This is a genomic window from Pseudomonas sp. CFBP 8772 (assembly GCF_014841665.1).
GTDB lineage: Bacteria > Pseudomonadota > Gammaproteobacteria > Pseudomonadales > Pseudomonadaceae > Aquipseudomonas > Aquipseudomonas graminis_B.
In genome coordinates, this window is sequence record NZ_JACYUI010000010.1 from 68,729 (window position 1) to 88,869 (window position 20,141).

A 20,141-nucleotide genomic window follows, 5' to 3' on the forward strand; every position below is an offset into this window, starting at 1 on the left:
AGCATGCGCGGTGAATCTGGATGGATGCCGTGTCCTCGTGGGACCGGCTTTAGCCGGGAAGAGGCCCGTGTGCTCGCCATCAGATTTGCGGCGTGACGACCGACGCCTTCCCGGCTGAAGCCGGTCCTACATCCAGCATGCGCGGTGAATCTGGATGGATGCCGTGTCCTCGTGGGACCGGCTTTAGCCGGGAAGAGGCCCGTGTGCTCGCCATCAGATTTGCGGCGTGACGACCGACGCCTTCCCGGCTGAAGCCGGTCCTACATCCAGCATGCGCGGTGAATCTGGATGGATGCCGTGTCCTCGTGGGACCGGCTTTAGCCGGGAAGAGGCCCGTGTGCTCGCCATCAGATTTGCGGCGTGACGACCGACGCCTTCCCGGCTGAAGCCGGTCCTACATCCAGCATGCGCGGTGAATCTGGATGGATGCCGTGTCCTCGTGGGACCGGCTTTAGCCGGGAAGAGGCCCGTGTGCTCGCCATCAGATTTGCGGCGTGACGACCGACGCCTTCCCGGCTGAAGCCGGTCCTACATCCAGCATGCGCGGTGAATCTGGATGGATGCCGTGTCCTCGTGGGACCGGCTTTAGCCGGGAAGAGGCCCGTGTGCTCGCCATCAGATTTGCGGCGTGACGACCGACGCCTTCCCGGCTGAAGCCGGTCCTACATCCAGCATGCGCGGTGAATCTGGATGGATGCCGTGTCCTCGTGGGACCGGCTTTAGCCGGGAAGAGGCCCGTGTGCTCGCCATCAGATTTGCGGCGTGACAACCGACGCCTTCCCGGCTGAAGCCGGTCCTACATCCAGGATACACGGTGAATCTGGATGGATGCGGTGTCCTCGTGGGACCGGCTTTAGCCGGGAAGAGGCCAGTGTGCTCGCCATCAGATGTGTGGCGTGACAACCGACGCCTTCCCGGCTGAAGCCGGTCCTACATCCAGCATACGCGGTGAATCTGGATGGATGCCCTGTCCTCGTGGGACTGGCTTTAGCCGGGAAGAGGCCCGCGGATGGCCTGACTAGATCCGCGCCGCGAAGAGGTCTTGATGATTGCGGCACTGCTCGGCCGTCAGCATGAACACGCCGTGGCCGCCGCGCTCGAATTCCAGCCAGGCGAAATCCACTTCCGGGTACAGCGCTTCGACGTGAACCTGGCTGTTGCCGACTTCCACGATCAACAAGCCCTTTTCCTCCAGGTGGTCCGCTGCCTGGGCCAGCATGCGCCGCACCAGGTTCAAGCCGTCGTCACCGCAGGCCAGCGCCAGCTCGGGTTCGTGCTGGTATTCGTCGGGCATGTCGGCGAAATCTTCGGCATCGACGTACGGCGGGTTGGACACGATCAGGTCAAAACGCTGGCCCGGCAGGCCGTCGAAACCATCGCCCTGCACGGTGTACACGCGCTGATCCACACCATGGCGCTCGATGTTCTGATTCGCCACTTCCAGCGCCTCGAACGACAGATCCGCCAACACCACTTCAGCGTCGGGGAACACGTCGGCGCAGGCGATGCCAATGCAGCCGGAGCCGGTGCAAAGGTCGAGAATGCGGGCCGGATCGCTGGCCAGCCAGGGTGCGAACCGCTGCTCGATCAGTTCACCGATGGGCGAGCGCGGAATCAGCACGCGCTCATCCACGATAAATGACATCCCGCAGAACCACGCTTCACCCAGCAGATACGCCGTGGGCACGCGCTCTTCGATGCGTCGCTTGATCAGGTGTTGAACCGCCACCAGCTCTTCGTCTTCCAGGTTGCAATCCAGGTAACTGTCGGCAATTTCCCACGGCAGGTGCAGGGCGCCGAGCACCAGCTGGCGAGCTTCGTCCCACGCGTTGTCGGTGCCATGACCGAAAAACAGGTCTTCCCCGTGGAATCGGCTGACAGCCCAACGGATATGATCGCGCAGGGTGCGCAGGCGGGAAGTGATCACGGCAGACTCCTTGAAAAAACGACGGGCGATTCTATCAGCCATCCACGCAACAAACGATCCCGCACCGGGCGCGACGGCCCCGCGCAAAATTTTCCGCAGTCTTTGCCTCGTTTTGCAGGCACTATGACAGCAACCGCGACCTGCTCGACGGCTTGAAGCCCGGCAAAATAGCGAGGTCTGTGCGCACGGCGATTCACAGAATCGCTCTGCCAGTGGACAATGTGGCAAAAGCCCCACTCGAAGGAGCCCCCCGATGTCTGTTTCAAACACTGGTCCAAAGACCATGTTTCAACTCAGTGGCCGTGAATACGCAGCGGCGACATTGAGTAATGCCACGCTGATCATCATCGATGCGCAGAAGGAATACCTCAGCGGCCCCCTGGCCCTGACCGGCGTTCAGGACGCCATCAACAACATCGTCAAACTGGTCGCCGCAGCCCGTGCTGCGAAGTCGCCGATCATTCACGTGCGCCATCTCGGCACCGTCGGCGGCATGTTCGATCCCCAGGGCGAGCGCGGGCAATTTGTCCCCGAACTGCAGCCACAGGGTGATGAAGTCATCATCGAAAAACGCCTGCCCAACGCGCTGAATGGCACGGTCTCCACCGACGACCGCACCACCCTGCACAGCTTGCTGGAAAGCCGTGGCCGTCTGGACCTGGTGGTCTGCGGTTTCATGAGCCACTCCAGCGTCAGCACCACCGTGCGCGCGGCCAAGGATTACGGGTTTCGCTGCACGCTGGTTGAAGACGCCTGCGCCACCCGCGACCTGCCGACCCCGAGCGGTGTCATCAAAGCCGAGCTGGTGCAGCAGGCGGAGATGGCAATCATGAACGACAACTTCGCCAAACTGGCGCTGACCAAAGACCTGATCTGATTCCTCCCTCGACAGGAGCTGTTGCAACCGAGCTGACTGCGCAGGCCCCTCGCGCGGATCATTTTCCGGCAGTTCCTGAAGAAAAGGCGTACAAATGCAGTCGTCAGGCAGGGTAATCCTGTTCACCTGACCGCCTATCCGTAATCAATGCGCGATGCCCCTGAAACCTGGCCAGGCGGGAACCACCCCCACACTGCGCTGGTCAGAGCGCCGATACCCATAGAGGAAATCGGAATGAAAATATCCGATGGTTTTGATGCCCGTCGCCTGCGCCCCAAGGGCCAGGGCAGCTGGCGGATGCGCATAATCGCTGCGATTTCGGCCGTTCTGGCCACCGCTGGCGTGCTGTTGGCCATGGCCGGCATTGCCAGTCTGATCGGCAACCCTGTTGCGCTGGGCGAACTCAACGCCAGTCCCGCGGGCGCCGTGGTGACGGTGATTATCGGTTTGCTGATGCTGTACGTCGGTATCTGGTTCTGGCGCCGCAGTCGCCGCCGCCGTCGTCGTGCCGGTGAACTCAACATGTCTCCCCATCTGATGAAGAAACACGACTGACCTTCGCGTCATCCGCTGCCGTTTAATCATCGAGAGTCTAAATCATCGATAGTCGCGCCGATTATGGCGTGACGCGGTTAAACTGGCCCCCTTCGCGGAGACCACCATGCAAGACGACGATTTTTCCCTGTTCAGAAGTGAGATTCGCGGCGTAAAGCCCATCAAGACTGAACATGCGGACGTAGGAAAACCCAAAACCGACCGTAAGAACCTGGCCAAGCTTCGTCAGGCGGCCACCGTGCGTTCCGATGCGACGATTACCGTTGATGGCCTGTCAGACCAATTCGTGATCGATGTCGGCCCAGAAGACACGTTGTACTGGGCCCGTGACGGGGTGCAGGAAGGCCAGATGCGCAAGCTCAAGCTTGGGCAGATCAGCTTCGAAGGCAGCCTGGACCTGCACGGCATGAGCGTCGAAATGGCGCGCGAGACGATGTGGGAATTCCTGGCCGAGGCGGCCAAGCTTGAAGTGCGTTGCGTGCGCATTACCCACGGCAAGGCCGTGCGGCTGGACGGCAAGCGGCCGATGATCAAGAGCCACGTCAACACGTGGTTGCGCCAGCATCAGCAGGTATTGGGATTCGCATCGTGCATCGCCAAGCATGGCGGCGCCGGTGCGGTGTACGTGATCCTCAAGCGGACCATGATGGAAGGGCGTGACGAGTAACGCGGGGACTTGCTGACCAGTCCCTGTGGGAGCGCCAACCCGCCCGCTCCCACCGCTCATTGGGCGTTTATCCGATCAGCGCGGACCTGGACCAGGACCGCCGCCACCGCCGCCACCACCCGGGCCGCCACCTTCATAGTGACCGCCGCCGCCACCGCCTCCGTGACCACCGTGGCCTCCCCCGCCCGGGCCCCAGAATGGCCAGCATCCGGACATGGCTGACATCACCGCGATGACCATCGCGACTTTCGCTATACGACTCAACATTTCGTTTTCTCTCTCAAAACGGGCTTGATCTCAGGCATTCATCACCTGCTGCTTCTGACAGCGCACGCCCGTGAATCCGCGTCGTGGTTTGGTAGCGATCAGGTATCGAAACAGGTACGAAGCAGCTGCCGACAAAAAAGGCCGCGAGGCATGGGCAATCCCGTCGCAGCCTTTGCTTTACGCGTTCAAATGATCAGTGACAATCAGCGGCGGTAGTAACCCGGCCCAGGTCCAGGTCCGGGCCCATAACCGCCCCGCCCGCCATCGTAGGGGCCGCCGTCGTAATAACGGTGTTCGTGCCAGCCACCGCCGTGGCGGCCCCAACCCGGTCCGAAAAAACACCCCGAAACCGACGACGCCAGGGCAATCACCAGTGCGATTTTCGCGATTCGGCTAACCATCATGAGCACTCTCTTCATCCGGGCATCTGTCACCCGTTACGTCAGACATCACGCCGACATATTCCGACATATCCCCTCGGTAAAGGTTGGGTAAAGGTCAGCTGACACTGCCCCGGCGGCGCCATGCCGCAGGGGTCCGGGCCGCCTGCCGTACCCCTGCGCGTCCAGCTACGCTACTATGTGCGCCTTTGCAGGCCTGCAACCCTGCGTTTTTTGAACCCACACGGAACACACCCCTGTGACTCTGGAACAGAACTACACCGCCATCCTCGGTCAACTCGGCGAAGACGTCTCCCGCGAAGGCCTGCGCGACACCCCGAAACGCGCAGCCAAAGCCATGCAGTACCTTTGCCGCGGCTATGAGCAAACCCTCGAAGAAGTCACCAACGGTGCGCTGTTCAGCTCCGACAACAGCGAAATGGTGGTCGTCAAGGACATCGAGCTGTATTCGCTCTGCGAACACCATCTGCTGCCCTTCATCGGCAAGGCCCACGTCGCCTATATCCCGAGCGGCAAAGTGCTGGGCCTGTCGAAGGTCGCGCGCATCGTCGACATGTACGCCCGTCGTCTGCAGATCCAGGAAAACCTCAGCCGCCAGATCGCCGAAGCCATTCAGCAGGTCACCGGCGCTCTGGGTGTGGCGGTGGTCATTGAAGCCAAGCACATGTGCATGATGATGCGCGGCGTCGAAAAGCAGAATTCGTCGATGATCACGTCGGTGATGCTGGGTGAATTCCGCGAAAACGCCGCGACCCGCACCGAGTTTCTCAGCCTGATCAAATGATCCCGGCGTCCTGAAGGCCGCAGCATCAGGCTGCGGCTGTCTGGCGGTTCGTGCCGCCGAGTGAGGTTTTAGCGTGTTGATGAAAGCAGTGAGAGTCGGGCTCGGACAGCTCGTGATCGCGGGCGATTTTCTGACCCGGCCGAGCAAAAAGAAGCGTTCTCCCGAAGCGCAGGCTGCCGTCGATGCGTCGGCGAAAGCGTTGACGCTGTATCAGTTCCACGCCTGCCCGTTCTGCGTGAAAACCCGCCGGGCGCTGCGCCGTTTGAACGTGCCCGTGGCCCTTCGTGACGCGAAGAACAACGAGCCGGATCGCCAGGCATTGCTGAGTGGCGGCGGCCGGATCAAAGTGCCTTGCCTGCGGATCGAGGAAGAAGGTCAGACAGTGTGGATGTATGAATCGAAGGTGATCGTTGATTACCTGGAGAAGCGATTCTCCGCGATTTGACGGTGCTGCTTACATAGCCGATGGGTCAACGCCGCTCCAACGTGATCGGCGATCGACTCACCCTCTCAGCCATTGTGCAAAACCTGTGGGAGCGAGCTTGCTCGCGAAGGCGGCGTGCCTGCCGGTAGAGATCCAGTGTAATGACTGGCCTCTTCCCGGCTAAAGCCGGTCCCACTGACACACCCCATGCGCTGAGTAGGACCGGCTTTAGCCGGGAAGGGGCAGTTTCAGCCGCTGATGATTTAGCGCCTGGCCTCTTCCGCTATTACTTCGGGCAACCTTCCTGGCGACACGCCGTATACGCCTTCAATTGCCCAACCCGCACTTTGGTCTGCGCTGACAGGCATTGCGCCTGAACCAGCGGCCACATGCTCCCGCCATCTTCTCGCTTGCCGGCCTGATACTGGCAATCGGCGTCACGAAACGCGATCCACTTCTTCTGCGCATCCTGCAGCGCTTTCTTGCGCGCCGGCGTCTTCAGGTAGCCCATCTGCGCGTTGTATTGGGTGTTCAATTCGGCGTCCAGCGCCTTGTACTCCTGGCTTGCGCACTGATTCATCGACGCCTGATTGGCGTCGCAGTCCTGAGCCTGGGCCGAGCAGCCGATGCCCAACGCCATCATCATTCCCACCGCAATCATCCTGTACTGCATGTCTCATCTCCTTTTAGTGAACAGTGCCACCCATCAGTCCAGCATGCCGACATAACCCGGTTGCTGCTTGACCCGGGCGAGCCACCCTTGAATCGCCGGGAACTGCGCCAGATCGAAGCCGCCCTGATCGGCAACATGGGTGTAAGCGTACAGCGCGATGTCGGCGATGGAGAAACTGTCGCCCACCAGAAACGGCGTGCGCAGCAACTGCTGCTCCATGACTTTCAGGGCTTTGTTACCGCGCCGGTGCAGCGAGTGGTATTCCTCCATCCGCTCCTCTGGCATCCCCAGATAAAACTGAATGAAGCGCGCCACCGCCAGGGTCGGCTCGTGGCTGTACTGCTCGAAGAATTGCCACTGCAGCATTTGCGTGCGCAGCCGCGGTTCGGTCAGCAGGTAAGGCGTGCCTTCGGCGAGGAAGTTGAGAATCGCGTTGGACTCCCACAGGCAGGTGCCGTCTTCAAGCTCAAGGACCGGAATCTTGCCGTTCGGGTTCTTCGCCAGAAACGCCTCGGTTTCGGTCTCGCCCTTGAGAATGTCCACCGGCACCCACTCGTATTCCGCGCCGAGCAGGTTGAGCATCAGCTTGATCTTGTAGCAGTTGCCCGAGTTGTAATCGCCGTAAACTTTGTACATCAACCCTCTCCCCTCAATCGTGTGCCGTCAGTCGTGCCGGTCGTGCGTGTGCGTAATGTATCAGGCCGCCTGTGAAAGCTGTGTTTGCCGAATGACGTCGGCCAGCCGCTTCAAACCTTCGTCCAGGCGCTCGGGGTCGATGTGACTGAAGTTCAGCCGCAGATACCCCGGGTTGGCGTCCGGGTCGGCAAAAAACGGCTCGCCCGGCATGAACGCCACATTCTGCGCCAGCGCGCTGTCGAGCAAGGTGCGGGTGTCGAGCTTGTGCTTGAGGGTCAGCCAGAAGAACAGTCCACCTTGAGGGCTGTTCCACTCAGCGAGATCCGCGAAGTGCCGCTGCAGCGCGGCTTCGAATGCATCGCGACGGGTCCGATAGAAGGTGCGCAGCTCCAGCAGATGCTGCTCGTAGTGCTCGCTGCCGATCCACTGCAACGCCTGCCATTGCCCCACGCGATTGGTGTGCAGATCCGCCGATTGCTTGAGCTTGAGCAGATGCGGAAACAGGTCCGGCGTGGCGATCAGGTAGCCGACGCGCAACCCCGGCATCAGGGTTTTCGACACGGTGCCGGTGTAGATCCAGCTGGCTGTTTTCAGGCGGCTGACGATGGGCCGCGCGCTGCCGCCGTCGAACGTCAGCTCGCGGTAAGGCTCATCTTCGATCAGGGTGACGCCGAATTCGTCGAGCAACGCCGCCACCGCATCCCGCGCGGTTTCGCTGTAACGCACCGCCGACGGATTCTGGAACGTGGGAATCAGGTAGGCGAACGAGGGCGAGTGCTGCTCCAGTCGCTGGCGCAGCGCTGCAAGGTCCGGGCCTTCGGCGAGCAGCGGCACGGTCAGGCAGTCGGCGCCGAACAGCTGGAAGATCTGCAGCGCGGCCAGATAGGTCGGCGCTTCGAGCAGGATCTCGGTGCCCTTATCGATGTACAGCTTGGCGGCCAGATCCAGCGTCTGCTGGGAACCGCTGACGATCATCACCTGACTCGCGTCGCAGTCGATGCCCAACGCGCGCGCCTGGGCGGCCAGCGCTTCACGCAGCTGCGGCTCGCCTTCGCTCATGCCGTACTGGCCGATGCTGCGCGGCATGTCAGACCATTCACTCTTCGGCAACATGGCCTCGGCCGGCAATCCGCCCGCGAACGACATCATCTCCTGGCGCTGGGCGGCGGCGAGGATTTCGCGAATCAGTGAACTCTTCAAACGGGTAACGCGTTCGGAAAATGGCATCGGATCACCGCTGGCGGAAAGAAAGGGGAATAAGTCAAACTGCTTGACCGAAATTACGATGCCGCGCACGGATACGTCAATATGCTTGACCTTAAAAATTCATCGACCCAGCAAATTGCCATGGAAGCGTTTTTCTTCGGCTACCAGGCGTTCACTGCCAAAGCCGATGAAATGCTCGACCGCCGTGGCCTGAGTCGGGTGCACCAGCGCATTGTGTTTTTCATTGCCCGCTATCCCGGCCTGAGCGTCAAGGAACTGCTCGGCAAACTGGGGGTGAGCAAGCAGGCGCTGAACACACCGCTGCGGCAGTTGATCGAGATGGAACTGGTGCTCAGCGTCGCGCCCGAGGACGACAAACGTAAGCGCCTGCTGCAGCTGACCACCGAGGGCCGCACGTTTGAAGAGTCGTTGCGCCGCGAGCAGGTCAAGCTGTTGCAGCGGGTGTTCGCCGAAGCCGGGCGTGAAGCGGTGGATGGCTGGATGGCGGTGAATCAGGCGCTAGGCAACACGATGACCCGCGGCTGATCGGCCGCGTTACAGGGCACTGCCGAAACTGTGCCGACCATTGCGCCGACGGCTGTATTGCAACGGGACATGACCACTGCGTATAGGCTGGCTGCTCTGTTCAACCGTTGCGCCAAGGATAGACCCGCATGACTGACGTGCCCCTCGCGCCATTGCGACCGCTGACCGACTCTTCGCCCTCCGCCATCGTCGCCGGCTTCATCGCCATGATGACCGGCGTCACCAGTTCGCTGGTGTTGATGTTTCAGGCCGGTCAGGCCGCCGGGCTGACCTCGGCGCAGATTTCCTCGTGGATCTGGGCGCTGTTCATGGGCATGGCGGTGTGCAGCATCGGCCTGTCGCTGCGTTATCGCTCGCCCATCACCGTGGCATGGTCGACGCCGGGCGCGGCATTGCTGATCACCAGCCTGGGCGGCGTCGCCTACCCTGAAGCGATCGGCGCGTTCATCACCTGCGCGGTATTGGTGATCATCTGCGGCATCACCGGCAGCTTCGAACGGCTGGTCAAGCGTCTGCCGACGTCACTGGCGGCGGCACTGCTGGCGGGCATTCTGTTCAAGATCGGCAGCGAAATCTTCGTCGCCGCGCAACACCGCACCGGCCTGGTGCTGGGCATGTTCTTCACCTACCTGATCGTCAAGCGCTACTCGCCGCGCTACGCCGTGCTGGTGACCTTGCTGGTCGGTGTCGCGCTGTCCGGCATGCTCGGCCTGCTGAACTTCAGCGGCTTCGCTCTGGAAGTGGCGATGCCGGTGTGGACCACGCCTTCATTCTCCATCGCTGCGACCGTCAGCATCGGCATCCCGCTGTTCGTCGTCGCCATGACCTCGCAGAACATGCCGGGCGTCGCAGTGCTGCGCGCAGACGGTTATCAGGTCCCCGCCTCGCCCCTGATCACGGCCACCGGCATCCTCTCGCTGATCACAGCGCCCTTTGGCGCCCACGGCATCAACCTCGCGGCCATCAGCGCCGCCATCTGCACCGGCCCCCACGCCCACGAAGACCGTGACAAACGCTACACGGCAGCGATCTGGTGCGGGATTTTCTACGCCATCGCGGGGGTATTCGGCGCGACGCTGGCGGCATTGTTCGCGGCATTTCCCAAGGAACTGGTGTTGTCGATTGCCGCATTGGCCCTGTTCGGCTCGATCATCAACGGCCTGACCGTGGCCATGAACGAGCCCAAGGAACGCGAAGCCGCGCTGATCACCTTCATGGTCACCGCGTCGGGGCTGACGCTGTTTTCCATCGGTTCGGCGTTTTGGGGGATTGTCGCGGGGGTGTTGACGCTGGTGATATTGAACGGCCGCAAGGCCTGAGGATGATGGCGCGGCCCAAAGAACGGGCCGCCGGATTCACAGCTTGAAGTGCCCGACCATGCCTTTCAGCTCCAACCCCAGCGAGGCCAATTCGATGCTGGAAGCCGCGTTGCCCTGCATCGCCAGCGCGGAGTGATCGGCACTGGCTCGGATGCTGGTGACGCTGCGGTTGATCTCTTCCGCCACCGAACTCTGCTCTTCCGCCGCCGCAGCAATCTGCTGGTTCATCTGCTGGATCATCGACACGGCCGCGGCAATGCTGCCCAGCGCGCTCTCGGTTTGGAGGGCGTCGCTCACCGCCAGTTTGACCAGCTCGCCACTGCTCTGAATCTGCGCCACTGACGCCTGGGCGCCGCTTTGCAGGCGGGTAACCAGCCGCTCGATTTCTTCCGTGGACTGCTGCGTGCGCTTGGCCAACGCGCGAACTTCATCGGCCACCACCGCAAAGCCCCTGCCCTGCTCCCCCGCCCGCGCCGCTTCGATGGCCGCGTTCAGTGCCAGCAGGTTGGTCTGCTCGGCGACACTTTTGATCACGCCGAGCACTGTGCCGATGTTCTGGATTTCCGCGCTGAGGTTCTCGATCGAATCGCTGGCGGAACGGGAAGACGACGCCAACTGTTCAATCCGCTGCATGCTCTGGCGCACCACGGCCTGGCCGGAATCGACCTTGGTGTCGGCAGTCTGCGCCGCGAGCGCGGCCTCCTCGGCGTTGCGTGCGACGTCGTGAACGGTGGCGGTCATCTGGTTCATCGCCGTCGCCACCTGCTCGGTTTCTTCCTTCTGGCTGCTGACTTCCAGATTGGTCTGCTCGGTCACCGCCGACAGGGAATGGGCGGACGTCGCCAACTGCTCGATGCCCGCCTGCAGGCCGCTGACGATGGTGCTCAAGCCTGCGCCCATCTGCTGCATCGCTTGCATCAACTGGCCGATTTCATCTTTGCGGGTGACGTTCACGGTGCGGCTCAGGTCCCCGGCCGCAATCCGCTGGGCCGTGGTAATCACGCTGCGCAGCGGCGCGACGATCAGGCGCGTTATCACCAACGCCGCGATCAGCCCGACCAGCAGCGCCAACAAGGACGAGCCGATGATCATCATCGCGTTGGCCTGCAACTCCCTCTGCATCGACTGGCCTTCCGCGTCATAGGCCTGATTGACCTGCTGCACCACGGCTTTGGCGTTGCTCGCCAGTTGTTGCGAGACCTTCGCTTCCGACTCCAGCAGCCCGGTGTATTCGTTGAGCTTGTCGCTGAAATTGCTGATGTGCCCGCCCACTTCGGTCAGCACCGTGAGGTAACCGGCGTCCTTGATCACGCCCTTGAGCTGCTCGGCCAGTTCTTGGGCCTGCACCGCCTGCTCGATCTTGCCGGTCTTGACCTCCTCGCCCGAGCCCGTCTTACGGCTCTTGTCGAGGCGCACCCGGGCTTCATCCATGGCCTGCATCATCAGTTTCGACACCTGGCTGACCTGACCGGCCTGCTCAATGAATTCCGCGCCCTGCTGGCCCTGGGAATCCTTCAGCGTGTAGGCACCGTCGTCGGCCAGCCCCGCCTGCAACACGTCGAGGTTATTGGCGACGCTGGACACCGACCAACTGGCCATTTCCAGCGCCAGGTCCTTGCTCTGACTGATACTGACGAACTCGTCGAACGACGCACGATAGGCCGCCAGCGCTTGCTGCACCTCGCCCATCACCTGCGCGTTGATCGGCGCGCCCGCCTTGAGCTGCTCCGCCTGGGCATTCAAGCCATCGAGCCCGGTGTGAACCTGATCGACCACCTTCGGATCGCCGTGCAAGGCGTAATCCTGCTCCAGCAACCGCACGCGATTCGCGTCGCCGTTGAGTGCCGTCATCGCCTTCAGGCTGTCGAAATGCGCGCTGATGGACCGCAACGACCAGACCCCGATGGCCGCGACCAGCGCCGTCAACAGCAGCACCAGCACGAACCCGATGCCCAGCTTCTTGGCCATCCCCAGATTGGCGAAACGCGTCTTCACGGCCGACATCATCAGTTTCCGCTCCACAGCTTGAGGGCGCACATGGCAAGGCCACCCGCGCACGGCCAATCAATATCCGTGGAGATTCGCAATGCCCAACGGGCAAAACAAGGTCTTGACGGCAGAATGATGGCAAAAAGCTAGATCGAAGTCGCTTCCAGAACGGTGATCGTCGTACTAGCGCGTGGCCGCAGCCACCGTCAGCGTGCCCGCCTCGGTGTCCAGCACCGCGCGACTGCCCAACGCCACCGCCAAATTGGGGTCGCCATGGCCGATGGACAGACCGCCCAGCACCGGAATGCCCAGATCACCCAGACGCTCGATCAAGACATCGGGCGGCCGGATCGGATTATTGCCGTGACCCGGCTCGCTGAACTGACCTAACGCGATGCCGCCGAGCCGTTGCAGAATCCCGCAATTGAGCAGGTGAGTGATATTGCGGTCAACCCGATACGCCAGCTCGCCAACGTCTTCGAGCAGCAGGATCGCGCCCTCCAAGTCGGGCATGAACGGCGTGCCGATGCAGGTGCTCAGCATGCTCAAGTTGCCACCAAGCAAGACGCCCTCCACCGTCCCCGACGTACGCACAGTGAAAGTGGGTTCGGCCGGGTCGGCATGAATGATGGAAGGCTCGGTGCTCATCAATGCGTGCTTGAGCGTGCTGGCAAAGATGCCGCCTTTTTCCAGCTGCGCGGCGATTGGGCCGTGAACTGTGGCGAGGCCTGTGTGGGTCCAGAGTGCGGCGTGCAAGGCGGTGATGTCCGAGAAACCGACTACCAGTTTCGGGTCGCGGCGGACGGCGTCGTAGTCGAGTTGCCCGAGGATGCGTTGAACGCCGTAGCCGCCACGGTTGCAGAGGACGGCGCGGATTTCGGTGTCGGCCAGGGCGTCGTTCAGGTCGGAGATGCGGTTGGCGTCGGTGCCTGCGAGAAAGCCGATGTTGTCCAGCGCGTGGGGGTAGACGCGGGGGCTTAGTCCCCAGGAGGTGAGTTCCCGCACGGCTGCTTCCACCCGGGCTTCGGCGACCGGGCCGGCTGGGGACACCAGCGCCACGGCGTCGCCAGCGCGAAGGACTTGAGGGTGGAGGGTTGGGCGGGAGGCAGGCATTTTTGAAGGCTCGGCGGGTGTTTGGTGATGGGTGCAATGTAGAGCAGTGGGGGGAGTGAATCTAGTGGGGGATTGAGCGTATTGTGCGAGATCCGCGGAAGAAGTAATCGTAAATTGGCGTGTGAATTGTGATGGATTTTGATAATCAAAGCCTTCGCAGCGTGAAATGAAGAGTCACGGCAGCGCTCTATCGCGGGATATGCGGTGGAGTGACGGATTTCTTCAAACGCGTCTGCCTGTCAGACGACTAACGTACAACGGTGCCTTATAAATGCTAGCTGACGCATGGGCGTGGCAGCTTCGTGATCATGTGAGTGGCAGCTCCCTGCCTGTAGTTGCCACTGGACAGACCACTACTAGCCAAGAGCTATTGCCGTGAAACGCCGAATACGCCCCAGTGCCGTTGAACTCGAGATAACGTTCAGTCCGAATAAAGTGACGCGTCTTAACCACTTCCCGAAATGCTTTCAAGATGCCACTATCTCGGCCCTGCATCCAGCATCGGTGGTCGTGATGGAGCAGTCTTCATTACCATTGAACGGAGTCAGTGATATGAGCGACCTGACCAATTCGCACCCCGCAACGCCGTCTGAAGCTACGGCGTTGATTGCAATCCCAAAATGGTCTCTAGCATACCGTACTCAGCAGATTAACGAGATTCACCAGACTAATAAGGTAAGTTCCACCTCACTGGTATTTTAATCACGGATTCAATTAGGAACTATTCATGCCAACAATAAAAATCCAGCTTAAGACTAAGAATTATTCACATATTGGCGATCCATATTCATTCAACACCGACTATGTTCCGAGGGTAGGAGAACTGCTTGACATGACCCATGTCTTAGGCACCAAGATGAACTCGATCTTTATCGTCCGCAGCGTGATCAGCGTCCTAAAGGAGAATGAAGGTCTAGTTCCACATCTAGTTGCTACTGAATGGTACAAAGGTCTTCGCTCCGAGGTGCTGGAAGAGTTTGGTTGGCTCCCTCAATCACCAGACACTATTAAATCATATGATGAAGATCAAATATTCTGGTGACACCTTATACCAACTTATTAGGCCTATTCAAAACGGCTAAAACCATTGGGTTCATGCGCAAAATATTTTAAATCAACGAGGGCTAGCGGTGAACAATAACACCCAGATCATTTTATGCCCTAACTTTGAGCCAAACTGTGCGCCCGGAGAAAGTTTTAGTCTAGGTAATCTCATAGTGATCGAAACTCCCGTCATTAATGGGGATTTTCTTGTGCACGGAGATACTTACATTACACTGGAGTGCGACAAGGCGTCGATAGATTTGCCGTCACCTGTCTCAGGCCGAGTTATGCGGATGTACGCAAAAATTGGCGACGAGGTCACACAAAACTCGCCAATTATAGAAATCGAGGTTTTGAAAAATGTCGTTCGCGACGACCTGTCCATAGGGCAGCCATCAACGCAAGTGGACGGTCCGAACACAGTGTTCTTGGTTCACGGACACAACGAGGCTATCCGCGAGATGTCGGCCAGGTTGCTCGAAAAGCTCGGCCTGACCGTCATAATTTTGAATGAGCAAGCTGGCGCTAGCGACACTCTCATAGAAAAGTTAGAGCGATACGCCAATGTTCACTTTGCTGTAGTGCTCATGACGGCTGATGACCTAGGGGGCCAAAAAAATGCAGCAGATCGAACGCTTCGAGATCGTGCGAGACAGAATGTTGTCCTAGAACTAGGATACTTCATGGGTAAAATCAACCGCAGACGCGTCTGCGTGATCTACGAAAGAGGAGTTGAGTTACCTTCGGACTACTACGGGGTCGCTTACATTGAGCTAGACAATGGCGGAGCCTGGCGCTATTCGCTTGCCAAAGAGCTTAAAGGCGCAGGGCTCGGTGTAGACCTAAACAAGCTTTAATCACGACAATTTTCGCCAGCGTTCCATTATGAGGAAATCAATAGAATGTATTATCACGTGATTATCCAGCCAAAATCCGACAAAGGCTATGGCGAGTATAAAACCGATCTAACTAGAGAGCAGTTGATATCGAGATTCGTGGAGCCATACGAGCAAGGTCTGCCAATTATAATTAATGGCAAGACAGTACAACCCGAGGATCTCGACAGAATTAAAATCTCCGAAAGTGAAAAGACAATTGAATCCTTTGTAGCGCAGATAAAATACGAACATGATCGATCATCTGTAGCATTCATAGGCGGCCCCTCTTACTCTTACCTTGCAATAGGTCGCGCAAAAGACGTGACAGATGATTACATTGAAGGTCCAGTCGGATATAAGAAATCTAAACAAACGCTAAAAACCCAGAAAGCAGCGAAGAGCGTCACTGCGTCCGCGAAGGTTTTCATTGTTCATGGTCATGATGAAACAGCCCAGAATAAGGCTGCAAGATTTATTGAAAAACTGGGACTCGAAGCCGTAATACTTCATGAAAAGGCCAGCTCAGGCCGAACTATTATCGAAAAGATAGAACACTATTCAGATGTGGGATACGCCGTCGTGCTTTACACCCCAGATGATATTGGCACACAAAAATCATCACCTGAAGATTTGAATTTACGCGCTCGCCAGAACGTGGTATTTGAACACGGTTTTCTTATTGGAAAACTAGGGAGAAAAAATGTAGCCGCTCTTGTGGACGGAAAGCTTGAGCTGCCTAATGATATAAGTGGCGTTGTATATATTCGGATGGATGAGGGTTCGACTTGGCAGCTTGAGCTTGCCAAGGAAATGAAACAATCGGGCTATAGCATTGACATGAATAAATTAATTTAATGCAAGCCCAAAGTTGCGGACAGTGCTTAGCGGCCTGTCCTCAACACCAGAAAACTCCTAATGTAGATATACTCCTTGCGTAACTTCCAGTCTTGTTGGATCGGTAAATTTACGTCAGTTAGGATAGTCAGTCGGACTAGTGAAATCTACGCAGGCATCTTCATGTCCGCAACTATACCCCCAAGCGCATGAGCCTAGAGATAAGGGTAGAGATAAGGGGACTGATTTATTTTGCTTGAAAAATCAACCCGTCACCTTTTTTTGCTGGTCTGAGTTAGATGTCGTTTAAGAACATTACGTGGGTGGCATGATCATCATCTATCCGCATGAAGCCACACCGTAGATAAAACGCGTCGCCTTCAGCGGTATCCGTGAAAAGGCACACGCTCTGAAAGCGCATAGCGGCATCTGCAACAAGCGCCGTTACCAGCATTCTTCCAACGTGATGCCCTCTCGATGAGGCGCTGACATAGACCCGTCTCAGCCTGGCCATGTTCTCTCTGGTATAGGGATCAACTGAAAGGCCTCCGATGCCTATCAGCTGCTGGTTTCGATACGCAGCCATCAGGCACTCGCCGGGGGCATCGAAGCGGTTTGCTCCTGAGTTCCATTCGTCAATCAGGCGGGTAAGGAACCTGAAGCCCTCGCGCACCGCCTTTTTTTCCAGCGCCCGAATCTGTGTGGGCAGATGGGTGACCAGTTGAATGTCGACTTGGCTCATGTGTCTTCCTTGATGGAGTGCAGAACTATCTAGCTCACAAGGCGTCTTCCGACCAGTCACACAGGATGGGATGCCCTGCTGTATGTGATTCCACCGTCGTTCGGCGTCAATGGGCGGCCGTTCAGGCGCCGCCGTCGAGGTTGTGCATTTGGGCCACGATGTTCATAAAGACCCAGGCATCCCCCTTGTCGTACGTCTCCAGGGCTTCGCTACCGCCGAGAAACGGGTACGGCTGCGGGATGTAGACCTGATCTTCGGCAAGGGGGCCCAGATGTCGGAATAGATCGGCAACGTGGTCCGAATCCAACACATACAGCTCGAACCCCGGCTCTTTTAGTACCTCCGCTTCAAAGTCTTCGACTGACGGGTGGCTTCCGTACGACTTTGCCGCGCACTTGAAAGGGTGCAGCACGAGGTACTCTGAGTCGTGAGGGTTGCGAAGAAAGACATGGCCGAGGCTTGAGTAACCCACAACCTCTGTGTGGTTCGGAAAGCTGGCGGCCCACGCGCCCAGATCGCTTGAGGGGCGAACCGAAAACAGAGTGTAGAGAACAGGTCCGGATGGCTTTCCGAATATTTTGGAGAACAGTCCCAAGGTTAAACCTCAAGTTGAGCGCCTTGTAGCAAGAACGCGCTGGTAAATTTGTGTGGTCGAAAACGACAGGCCGCTACATTCGATTTGGCGAACTGATTCGGATCTCACATCTGGTAGAAAAGACTGTGACATTGTCTTGGTTCGATCTCTTTCACGCTTCAACAAAGCCAAGCAATGATCGCAGCCACCCTGCCGACTTCCTTTCATAGAAAGGCGTTGTTTCCTTGAGGAAGTAATCGCTAAGGCCTTCCCCCCCTTCGGTCACGCGATAGAGGTCAACGGGTTCGCCATCCGGGGCGGTATCTCCGGCAACACTACCGGCTTCGCGCATGACCCGTTCAATGTCTCCGTCCGCTTCAATACCAATGATCAGATGAGGCTTTTGATCAACCGATGCGTCATGCATCAACGCCAGAAATGCACGTTTTACGTTGCGATGTTTGGCGAGTAACTGCGTGAGCGAATTGACCATCCTTGACGGGTATTGCGACGGCTGTCCGAGCAGTACGTTCGTGTTTTTTTCGACCGTGCGCTGCGCCGGCTTCTGGCCGATCCCGTCGGAGAGCAAATGGCGCACTTCCTCCGGCAAGAACTCTTTACCGTAAGGAGACTTTGGATTGAGGAAAAGCGGCGCGCCCAGTGTGATTTCAAACAGCGATCTTGCCGGGATCTCTACGTAGGACTCTTCGCTCTCTATGGATGCCTGGAGTGTTTGCAATGAAGAGAAAAACGGGATGACCGGGGAGCCGTCAGCTTTGTGCCAATTCGCGATGCTGATGTCGCTACCCGCTTCGAGCGTGACATGACCTTTGCCGGTCCCGGCAGTGCCAAGCACGTAGACGGTGGAATTCAACAGCGTCGTGAAAAAGTCAGGTCGATGGGCCGGTTCATCCGCCGCCATCCTGAGTGATTGTTCGAGGGTGTTTTCTTGCTGGGTATCCATGATGTCCATCCGTGGTTCAATCAAAAATGACAAACATTCAGCGCAAACAGCGCGTAGTTTTTCACGCGACTGTGAAAACAGGAAGAACAGGATGCTAATGAATTTCAAGCAAACGAAAAGTTACGGTGAACGGACTTCCAGGGACAGCTCCTGCTGGCAGTGATGGACGAAGAGCCAAATACGGCTGGTCTTTGTCAGCGCTTTTTATCATCAGCCCCCTGCCCCCGCGTCACCTCAAACCGCCTGACATTCTTGCGCAACCAACCCAGAAACCCATTGGCATCAGCCACCAGCGGCTTAGCCTCCAACATCGCCGCCCGCGCCTTCGCTCGAAACTTCGCCAACCCCGCCAACGCCCCAATCAACTCCGGATGCTCCGCGAACCACGGCTCCAGATCCGCTTTGTCGATCCGGTAAATCATGCAGTCGGTGTACGCGCAAAAACGCGCCACCGTCGGGGTCGCGTCCAGGAAACCCGTCTCACCCAACAGTTCACCCGGCCCCATGCGCCCTACTTCCAGCCAGCCATCCGGCCGTTGCAGCGAAGCCGACACTACCCCGGACTCAATAATGAACAGCGCATCAGGCACCACCCCCTCCGCAAGCACGATGTCTTTCGCCGGATAGGCGCCCAGGCGCATGTGCTGTTCCAGTTGCGCGCGGTCGGCGTCGCTGAGCATGCGCAGCGCATTGACGGTGTTGAGCACGGCAGACTGTCGCGTTGCGGGGCGTTGCTGGTCCTGGCGGGTTTCGGTGGACGCGAGCTGCCGGTGAATGAGGTCGAACAGTTGATTGCGCACCGCTGAACGCCGGTCCCGGGACTTCACGTAGCCGGTGACTTCATATTCGACGATGCGCAGGCCGGACTTGACCACCACCGCCGACGGCGCGGGCTGGGCCAGTAACTCGCGGCAGCCGAGCAGCGCTTTCTCCAGGGAGTCCAGCACCAGGCTGGGCCGCAGACGGATGGACTGCTCGATGGACAGGGTGACGGAGTGGAAATGGTCCGGTCGGCTGAAGTTGACGATGCGGGTCTTGGCGGCCATGGCGTTGGGGATCACGGCCATGCTGCCTTCGGCGGTCAGCAGGTGGGTGGAGCGCCAATCGATTTCGATGACCTTGCCTTCGATGTCATCGACGCGAATCCAGTCGTCCACCCGAAACGGTTTGGTCGCGTTGAGGACGATGCCGGAGAACACATCACCCAGGGTGCTTTGCACAGCGAGGCCGAAGATGATCGCCACGGCGCCGGAGGTGGCCAGCAGGCCTTTGACCGGCAGGTCGAGCACGTAGCCGGCCGCCGCCACTGATGCGACGAGAAAGATGATCGCGCCCATGACGTCTTGCAGCAGATGACCCTTGCCGCCGATCCGTGGCTCCATGACCACGACCGCGAGCACGGTCAGGGTCCGCGCGCCAAACAGCCACCAGGCGATGGTCAGAATGGTGGCCAGCACATGCCGGGGAACGGACCAGTCTGCGGGCACCGGATACAGCGGGCTGAGCCCGCCATCCAGCAACGCCATGCTGAACAGCACGAACAGCACCAGCCGGCATGCCAGCTTGCGCCGCAGCCAGCGCGGGTGCAGCCATTGCCAGAGCGTGAGGTCGATGACCAGCAGCACAGCGGCGCTGATCAGCGGATAGGCGAACCACAAATGATCCATCGACGTTCCCTGAGGGTGGACAGCCCGTGGAGCTTAGCTGAATACCTCGCAGGG

The 20,141-nt window shown here is 59.0% G+C and carries 21 protein-coding genes and 1 pseudogene; 10 read left to right on the top strand and 12 right to left on the bottom strand.

Features of this window, described 5'->3' with window-relative positions:
• Positions 1 to 1,018 precede the first annotated feature (1,018 nt).
• A complete protein-coding gene (gene prmB / locus IFT99_RS19390) occupies positions 1,019 to 1,927 on the bottom strand; it encodes a 50S ribosomal protein L3 N(5)-glutamine methyltransferase (RefSeq protein ID WP_065989379.1) in 909 nt (302 codons plus the stop codon).
• A 253-nt stretch (positions 1,928 to 2,180) separates the two neighbouring features.
• Here prmB and IFT99_RS19395 point away from each other — a divergent pair, with 253 nt between their 5' ends.
• The 3 genes from IFT99_RS19395 (at position 2,181) to IFT99_RS19405 (ending at position 4,026) form a co-directional block, all read left to right on the top strand.
• Entirely contained in the window at positions 2,181 to 2,804 is a 624-nt protein-coding gene (locus tag IFT99_RS19395) for a cysteine hydrolase family protein (RefSeq protein WP_065989378.1), read from the top strand.
• A 234-nt stretch (positions 2,805 to 3,038) separates the two neighbouring features.
• Positions 3,039 to 3,359 carry a hypothetical protein gene (locus IFT99_RS19400; RefSeq protein ID WP_192134419.1) on the top strand — a complete coding sequence of 107 codons (321 nt, stop codon included), beginning with the start codon at positions 3,039 to 3,041 and terminating at the stop codon, positions 3,357 to 3,359.
• Between the two features lie 106 nt (positions 3,360 to 3,465).
• Complete coding sequence (locus IFT99_RS19405; RefSeq protein ID WP_065989376.1) at positions 3,466 to 4,026, top strand: Smr/MutS family protein; 561 nt, start codon at positions 3,466 to 3,468, stop codon at positions 4,024 to 4,026.
• 470 nt (positions 4,027 to 4,496) lie between these two features.
• On the opposite strand, the gene IFT99_RS19410 is transcribed toward IFT99_RS19405, so the two are convergent.
• Positions 4,497 to 4,697: a hypothetical protein gene (locus IFT99_RS19410; RefSeq protein WP_244160372.1), complete on the bottom strand. Its 201-nt coding sequence runs from the start codon at positions 4,695 to 4,697 to the stop codon at positions 4,497 to 4,499.
• Positions 4,698 to 4,932: 235 nt separating this feature from the next.
• Here IFT99_RS19410 and folE point away from each other — a divergent pair, with 235 nt between their 5' ends.
• The gene (gene folE, locus IFT99_RS19415) at positions 4,933 to 5,478 is read left to right on the top strand and encodes a GTP cyclohydrolase I FolE (protein WP_065989346.1); all 546 of its coding nucleotides are present in this window, start codon (positions 4,933 to 4,935) and stop codon (positions 5,476 to 5,478) included.
• 79 nt (positions 5,479 to 5,557) lie between these two features.
• Complete coding sequence (locus IFT99_RS19420) at positions 5,558 to 5,923, top strand: glutathione S-transferase N-terminal domain-containing protein (RefSeq protein ID WP_192134421.1); 366 nt, start codon at positions 5,558 to 5,560, stop codon at positions 5,921 to 5,923.
• 265 nt (positions 5,924 to 6,188) lie between these two features.
• Here the strand turns inward: IFT99_RS19420 and IFT99_RS19425 are convergent, their stop codons facing one another.
• From IFT99_RS19425 to IFT99_RS19435, 3 genes are read right to left on the bottom strand one after another with little or no spacing between them, the layout of a single operon-like run.
• Positions 6,189 to 6,575 (bottom strand): lysozyme inhibitor LprI family protein, encoded by a 387-nt coding sequence (locus tag IFT99_RS19425; RefSeq protein WP_192134423.1) that lies wholly within the window; start codon positions 6,573 to 6,575, stop codon positions 6,189 to 6,191.
• Between the two features lie 33 nt (positions 6,576 to 6,608).
• Entirely contained in the window at positions 6,609 to 7,211 is a 603-nt protein-coding gene (locus tag IFT99_RS19430) for a glutathione S-transferase family protein (RefSeq protein ID WP_192134425.1), read from the bottom strand.
• 60 nt (positions 7,212 to 7,271) lie between these two features.
• Entirely contained in the window at positions 7,272 to 8,438 is a 1,167-nt protein-coding gene (locus tag IFT99_RS19435) for an aminotransferase-like domain-containing protein (protein WP_192134427.1), read from the bottom strand.
• Positions 8,439 to 8,519: 81 nt separating this feature from the next.
• Between IFT99_RS19435 and IFT99_RS19440 the strand changes: the two genes are divergently transcribed.
• Positions 8,520 to 8,963, top strand: coding sequence for a MarR family transcriptional regulator (locus IFT99_RS19440; protein ID WP_192134429.1), 444 nt, complete (start codon positions 8,520 to 8,522; stop codon positions 8,961 to 8,963).
• 128 nt (positions 8,964 to 9,091) lie between these two features.
• On the top strand, positions 9,092 to 10,282 hold the full coding sequence (locus IFT99_RS19445; protein ID WP_192134431.1) for a benzoate/H(+) symporter BenE family transporter: 1,191 nt from the start codon (positions 9,092 to 9,094) through the stop codon (positions 10,280 to 10,282).
• 36 nt (positions 10,283 to 10,318) lie between these two features.
• Here the strand turns inward: IFT99_RS19445 and IFT99_RS26930 are convergent, their stop codons facing one another.
• The 3 genes and pseudogenes from IFT99_RS26930 to IFT99_RS19455 form a co-directional block, all read right to left on the bottom strand.
• Positions 10,319 to 11,200 carry a methyl-accepting chemotaxis protein gene (locus tag IFT99_RS26930; RefSeq protein ID WP_446731145.1) on the bottom strand — a complete coding sequence of 294 codons (882 nt, stop codon included), beginning with the start codon at positions 11,198 to 11,200 and terminating at the stop codon, positions 10,319 to 10,321.
• Positions 11,180 to 12,289, bottom strand: a pseudogene (locus tag IFT99_RS26935) (HAMP domain-containing protein); the annotation flags it as partial. The pseudogene IFT99_RS26935 and the gene IFT99_RS26930, both read right to left, overlap by 21 nt.
• 165 nt (positions 12,290 to 12,454) lie before the next feature.
• On the bottom strand, positions 12,455 to 13,384 hold the full coding sequence (locus IFT99_RS19455; RefSeq protein WP_192134435.1) for a S66 peptidase family protein: 930 nt from the start codon (positions 13,382 to 13,384) through the stop codon (positions 12,455 to 12,457).
• A 727-nt stretch (positions 13,385 to 14,111) separates the two neighbouring features.
• Between IFT99_RS19455 and IFT99_RS19460 the strand changes: the two genes are divergently transcribed.
• The 3 genes from IFT99_RS19460 to IFT99_RS19470 all read left to right on the top strand — a co-directional run bounded on the left by IFT99_RS19460 (position 14,112) and on the right by IFT99_RS19470 (position 16,161).
• Complete coding sequence (locus tag IFT99_RS19460; protein WP_192134437.1) at positions 14,112 to 14,426, top strand: hypothetical protein; 315 nt, start codon at positions 14,112 to 14,114, stop codon at positions 14,424 to 14,426.
• Between the two features lie 88 nt (positions 14,427 to 14,514).
• Positions 14,515 to 15,285: a TIR domain-containing protein gene (locus tag IFT99_RS26600; protein ID WP_192134439.1), complete on the top strand. Its 771-nt coding sequence runs from the start codon at positions 14,515 to 14,517 to the stop codon at positions 15,283 to 15,285.
• Between the two features lie 45 nt (positions 15,286 to 15,330).
• On the top strand, positions 15,331 to 16,161 hold the full coding sequence (locus tag IFT99_RS19470; protein ID WP_192134441.1) for a TIR domain-containing protein: 831 nt from the start codon (positions 15,331 to 15,333) through the stop codon (positions 16,159 to 16,161).
• Between the two features lie 274 nt (positions 16,162 to 16,435).
• On the opposite strand, the gene IFT99_RS19475 is transcribed toward IFT99_RS19470, so the two are convergent.
• From IFT99_RS19475 to IFT99_RS19490, 4 genes are all read right to left on the bottom strand, one after another.
• A complete protein-coding gene (locus IFT99_RS19475; RefSeq protein WP_192134443.1) occupies positions 16,436 to 16,882 on the bottom strand; it encodes a GNAT family N-acetyltransferase in 447 nt (148 codons plus the stop codon).
• A gap of 121 nt (positions 16,883 to 17,003) precedes the next feature.
• Positions 17,004 to 17,477: a T6SS immunity protein Tdi1 domain-containing protein gene (locus IFT99_RS19480; protein ID WP_197986047.1), complete on the bottom strand. Its 474-nt coding sequence runs from the start codon at positions 17,475 to 17,477 to the stop codon at positions 17,004 to 17,006.
• Between the two features lie 151 nt (positions 17,478 to 17,628).
• Positions 17,629 to 18,420, bottom strand: coding sequence for an enhanced serine sensitivity protein SseB (gene sseB, locus IFT99_RS19485; protein ID WP_244657026.1), 792 nt, complete (start codon positions 18,418 to 18,420; stop codon positions 17,629 to 17,631).
• 194 nt (positions 18,421 to 18,614) lie between these two features.
• Positions 18,615 to 20,087 (bottom strand): mechanosensitive ion channel domain-containing protein, encoded by a 1,473-nt coding sequence (locus tag IFT99_RS19490; RefSeq protein ID WP_192134447.1) that lies wholly within the window; start codon positions 20,085 to 20,087, stop codon positions 18,615 to 18,617.
• Between the last annotated feature and the right edge of the window lie 54 nt (positions 20,088 to 20,141).

Coding starts and splice junctions, on each gene's coding strand:
- IFT99_RS19395 (WP_065989378.1), top strand. CDS start 2,181: ATGTCTGTTTCAAACACTGGTCCAAAGACCATGTTTCAACTCAGTGGC.
- IFT99_RS19400 (WP_192134419.1), top strand. CDS start 3,039: ATGAAAATATCCGATGGTTTTGATGCCCGTCGCCTGCGCCCCAAGGGC.
- IFT99_RS19405 (WP_065989376.1), top strand. CDS start 3,466: ATGCAAGACGACGATTTTTCCCTGTTCAGAAGTGAGATTCGCGGCGTA.
- IFT99_RS19410 (WP_244160372.1), bottom strand. CDS start 4,697: ATGATGGTTAGCCGAATCGCGAAAATCGCACTGGTGATTGCCCTGGCG.
- IFT99_RS19420 (WP_192134421.1), top strand. CDS start 5,558: ATGAAAGCAGTGAGAGTCGGGCTCGGACAGCTCGTGATCGCGGGCGAT.
- IFT99_RS19425 (WP_192134423.1), bottom strand. CDS start 6,575: ATGCAGTACAGGATGATTGCGGTGGGAATGATGATGGCGTTGGGCATC.
- IFT99_RS19430 (WP_192134425.1), bottom strand. CDS start 7,211: ATGTACAAAGTTTACGGCGATTACAACTCGGGCAACTGCTACAAGATC.
- IFT99_RS19435 (WP_192134427.1), bottom strand. CDS start 8,438: ATGCCATTTTCCGAACGCGTTACCCGTTTGAAGAGTTCACTGATTCGC.
- IFT99_RS19440 (WP_192134429.1), top strand. CDS start 8,520: ATGCTTGACCTTAAAAATTCATCGACCCAGCAAATTGCCATGGAAGCG.
- IFT99_RS19445 (WP_192134431.1), top strand. CDS start 9,092: ATGACTGACGTGCCCCTCGCGCCATTGCGACCGCTGACCGACTCTTCG.
- IFT99_RS26930 (WP_446731145.1), bottom strand. CDS start 11,200: ATGCAAGCGATGCAGCAGATGGGCGCAGGCTTGAGCACCATCGTCAGC.
- IFT99_RS19455 (WP_192134435.1), bottom strand. CDS start 13,384: ATGCCTGCCTCCCGCCCAACCCTCCACCCTCAAGTCCTTCGCGCTGGC.
- IFT99_RS19460 (WP_192134437.1), top strand. CDS start 14,112: ATGCCAACAATAAAAATCCAGCTTAAGACTAAGAATTATTCACATATT.
- IFT99_RS19470 (WP_192134441.1), top strand. CDS start 15,331: ATGTATTATCACGTGATTATCCAGCCAAAATCCGACAAAGGCTATGGC.
- IFT99_RS19475 (WP_192134443.1), bottom strand. CDS start 16,882: ATGAGCCAAGTCGACATTCAACTGGTCACCCATCTGCCCACACAGATT.
- sseB (WP_244657026.1), bottom strand. CDS start 18,420: ATGGATACCCAGCAAGAAAACACCCTCGAACAATCACTCAGGATGGCG.
- IFT99_RS19490 (WP_192134447.1), bottom strand. CDS start 20,087: ATGGATCATTTGTGGTTCGCCTATCCGCTGATCAGCGCCGCTGTGCTG.